Source organism: Rhizobacter sp. (assembly GCF_031412075.1).
GTDB lineage: Bacteria > Pseudomonadota > Gammaproteobacteria > Burkholderiales > Burkholderiaceae_C > Rhizobacter.
The window spans coordinates 1-3,145 of the sequence record NZ_JANOCG010000475.1; the positions used below are offsets into that span (position 1 = coordinate 1).

The following is a 3,145-nucleotide window of genomic DNA, read 5'->3' on the forward strand; positions in this document are numbered from 1 at the left end:
GATGCCCACACGGATGCAGGGCGCGCTCATCTCACCCCCCACATCACCGCGGCCACCAACACCAGCGCGAGCACGCCGCACACCACCATCAGCAAGCGGGTGCGAACACGCAGGATCTGCACCGCTTCGACGATGCGAGCGTTTTGTTCGGCCAGGGTTTCGATCAGCTGCGCCGAAGCCTGCTGCTGCTCGCGCAGTTGCGCCAGCGCGGTTTCCAGCTGGACCACGCGATCGGGCGCGCTGGCGCCGGGTGCGGCGGGCGCCGGCACGTCGACCTGCTGGCCCCGGGTGAAGATCTTGCGCGCGCCTTTGACGATGCCGGGCGTGGCTTCGATCACGTCGCTCCAGGGAATGACTTTGAGGGCGGTCAGCCAACCAATGGCCATGCTGCGGGCTCCCTTGCTGTGGGCAGCCGCGAGTTTCGCACCAAGGAATCGACTTCAGGCGGGGGTCAGCGAATCGCCATCGATGCGAACCCGGCGTCCCACTGCCAAACCGCCCAGATCGGTGCGCTGAAATTGACGCACATCGCCGTTGTCCATGCGAACTTCGATGCGGTAGCCGACGACCTTTTCAGCGCGGTCGCGCTCGATCTTGTTGCCCAGCACTGCGCCGCCTACGGCGCCAACCGCAGTGGCCGCTTTTTGGCCGTTGCCGTCGCCGACCTGGTGACCGACCACACCGCCCAGCACACCGCCGGCCACGGCGCCGACGCCCGTGCCCTTCGGGCGCTCGGTGAGGGTCTCGATGTGGCGCACCTCACCCAGGTGGAAACTGACCACGGGCGGCGCCGCCCGGGGCGTCTGTGCGGTCGTATTGGCCTGCGCGCTGGTGACGGGGACGCTGCCGTCTTGCGGGCCGCAGCCGCTCAGAGCGACCAGGCACGCCAGCGACGCAATGGCCAGCCACGTCGTGATGGGGTCGAATCGGGTCTTCATGGGTGGGCTCCTGTAACGATGCCGCATCGTGGGCCCAGGCGCAAACCGTGGCTGCCTGCCAACGCCGCAAGGCGTTGTAGGACAAGCGCGCGTCAGCTCACCAGGTGTCGACCGGTGCGCTGCGCTTGTCGCCCGCACGCGACGAGGCCAGGCCGCGCGCCAGCCAGTGGCGTGTCTGCGCCGGGTCGATCACGGCGTCGATCTCCAGCATGGCGGCCATGTTGATCGCCTTGCCACGCTCGTACTGCGCGGCCACCAGCTTGTTGTAGAGCGCGTCTCGCTCCGGGCCCTCGGGCGCGGCCGCCAGCTCCTTGCGGTAGCCCAGGCGCACCGCGCCTTCGAGGCCCATCCCGCCGAACTCGCCGCTCGGCCAGGCGGCGGTGAGCGAGGGCGAATGAAAGCCGCCCCCGGCCATGGCCATCGCACCCAGGCCGTAACCCTTGCGCAGCACCACCGCGAGAAATGGCACGCGCAAATGCGCCGCGGTGACGAACATGCGGCTCACGTGGCGCACCTGGGCCTTTTCTTCGATCTCGGGGCCGACCATGAAACCCGGCGTGTCGATCAGCGACACGAGCGGCAGGCCATGTGCGTTGCACAGCTGCATGAAACGGGCGGCCTTGTCGGCCGCGTCGGGGTCGATCGCGCCGCCCAGGTGCGCCGGGTTGTTGGCCATCAGGCCGACCGGGCGGCCTTCGATGCGCACCAGCGCCGTCAAGATGCCGACACCAAACCCCGCGCGCAGCTCGAGCAGCGAGCCGGTGTCGGCCACGCCCTGCATCACCTTACGGATGTCGTAGGTGCGCACGCGGTTTTCGGGCAAGGCCTCGCGCAGGCGGTTGGGGTCGCCGGCCGACCAGTCGCTCAAGCGGCCCTGGAAGTAGGCCAGGTACTGCTTGGCGGCGGCCACGGCCTGCGCTTCGTCGGCGACCAGCACGTCGATCACGCCATTGCTGTGCTGCATGTGGCTCGGCCCCACCTGCTCGGGTGTGAACACGCCCAGGCCTCCGCCTTCGATCATGGCCGGGCCGCCCATGCCGATGTTGCTGTTTCGCGTGGCGATGATCACGTCGCTGCAGCCCAGCAGCGCGGCGTTGCCGGCGAAGCAGCGGCCGGCGACGATGCCCACCACCGGCACCTGGCCACTCAGGCGGGCGTAACTCGCAAAGGTGTGCAGGTGCAGGCCGGCGACGGTCGACGAATCGGTGTCACCCGGGCGGCCCCCGCCCCCTTCGGCAAACAGCAGCACCGGCAGGCGCTGCTCAAGCGCAATGCCGAGCATGCGGTCGGTCTTCTGGTGGTTGCGCATGCCTTGGGTTCCGGCCAGCACGGTGGCGTCGTACGACATCACCACGCAGCGCGACTTTTCTTCACCGAACTGCGCGCTGTTGACGCTGCCGATGCCGGTCACCATGCCGTCGGCGGGTGTGTTCTGGATCAGGTCGTCGAGCGCGCGGCGGCTGCGTTGCGCGGCAAACGCCAGTGCGCCGTACTCGGTGAAGCTGCCTTCGTCGCACAGGTCGGCGATGTTTTCGCGCGCGCTGCGCAGGCCCAGGGCGTGGCGCTTGGCCACGGCCTCGGGGCGCTGCGCATCGAGCGTGTGGCCGTGGCGGGTGATGACCTCTTGCAGGTCGGCGCGCAGCGCGGTCGTGGCCTGTGCCTGCACCGTTTGCGCTGTAGCGGTGGCCGCGCCGGCCACGGCCGCACCCAGCGTGAGCAGCAGGTCGTCTTCGCTGACCATCTCGCCGGCCTGCACCGCCACGTGCAGCACCTGCGCGTCGGCCTCGGCGCGAATCTCGTGCTCCATCTTCATGGCTTCGAGCACCAGCAGCAGCTGGCCGGCACGCACCGCGTCGCCCACGTTCACGGCGAGCTGCACCACGGTGGCGGCCATCGGCGCCTGGATCGAGTTGGTCTGGGTCATGCCGGTCTCCCCGCGTGTCTTGTGATGCCTGCGGCACTGTAGCGGCGGCGCCGCACCCGCCCTGACGCCGCCGTGACAAGTGGGCCTTCACTCGGTATCGTGCGCGCTCCCCCACAAGGAGAACCATGCACACGCACCTGCGCACCTGGGCCGCTGCCATCAGCTTTGCGGCCTGCACAAACGTCGCGGCACAAACCCTGCCGCCTGTCAGCAACATGCCCTACCCCGGCGTGATGAGCCTCGATGTCGACGCCACAGACCTAGACCACAAGGTCTTCAACGT

The 3,145-nt window shown here is 69.0% G+C and carries 2 protein-coding genes and 1 pseudogene; all 3 read right to left on the minus strand.

Annotated features, from left to right (window positions below):
- Positions 1 to 26: 26 nt before the first annotated feature.
- A complete protein-coding gene (locus RMO40_RS17860; protein WP_309724306.1) occupies positions 27 to 386 on the minus strand; it encodes a hypothetical protein in 360 nt (119 codons plus the stop codon).
- A gap of 54 nt (positions 387 to 440) precedes the next feature.
- Positions 441 to 938: a glycine zipper 2TM domain-containing protein gene (locus RMO40_RS17865; RefSeq protein WP_309724308.1), complete on the minus strand. Its 498-nt coding sequence runs from the start codon at positions 936 to 938 to the stop codon at positions 441 to 443.
- Between the two features lie 97 nt (positions 939 to 1,035).
- Positions 1,036 to 2,847: pseudogene (locus RMO40_RS17870) on the minus strand (carboxyl transferase domain-containing protein); the annotation flags it as partial.
- Positions 2,848 to 3,145 lie beyond the last annotated feature (298 nt).

What these genes read in the sequence shown, in the direction of transcription:
- RMO40_RS17865 (WP_309724308.1), bottom strand. Translation starts at nt 938, where the DNA reads ATGAAGACCCGATTCGACCCCATCACGACGTGGCTGGCCATTGCGTCG.
- RMO40_RS17860 (WP_309724306.1), bottom strand. Translation starts at nt 386, where the DNA reads ATGGCCATTGGTTGGCTGACCGCCCTCAAAGTCATTCCCTGGAGCGAC.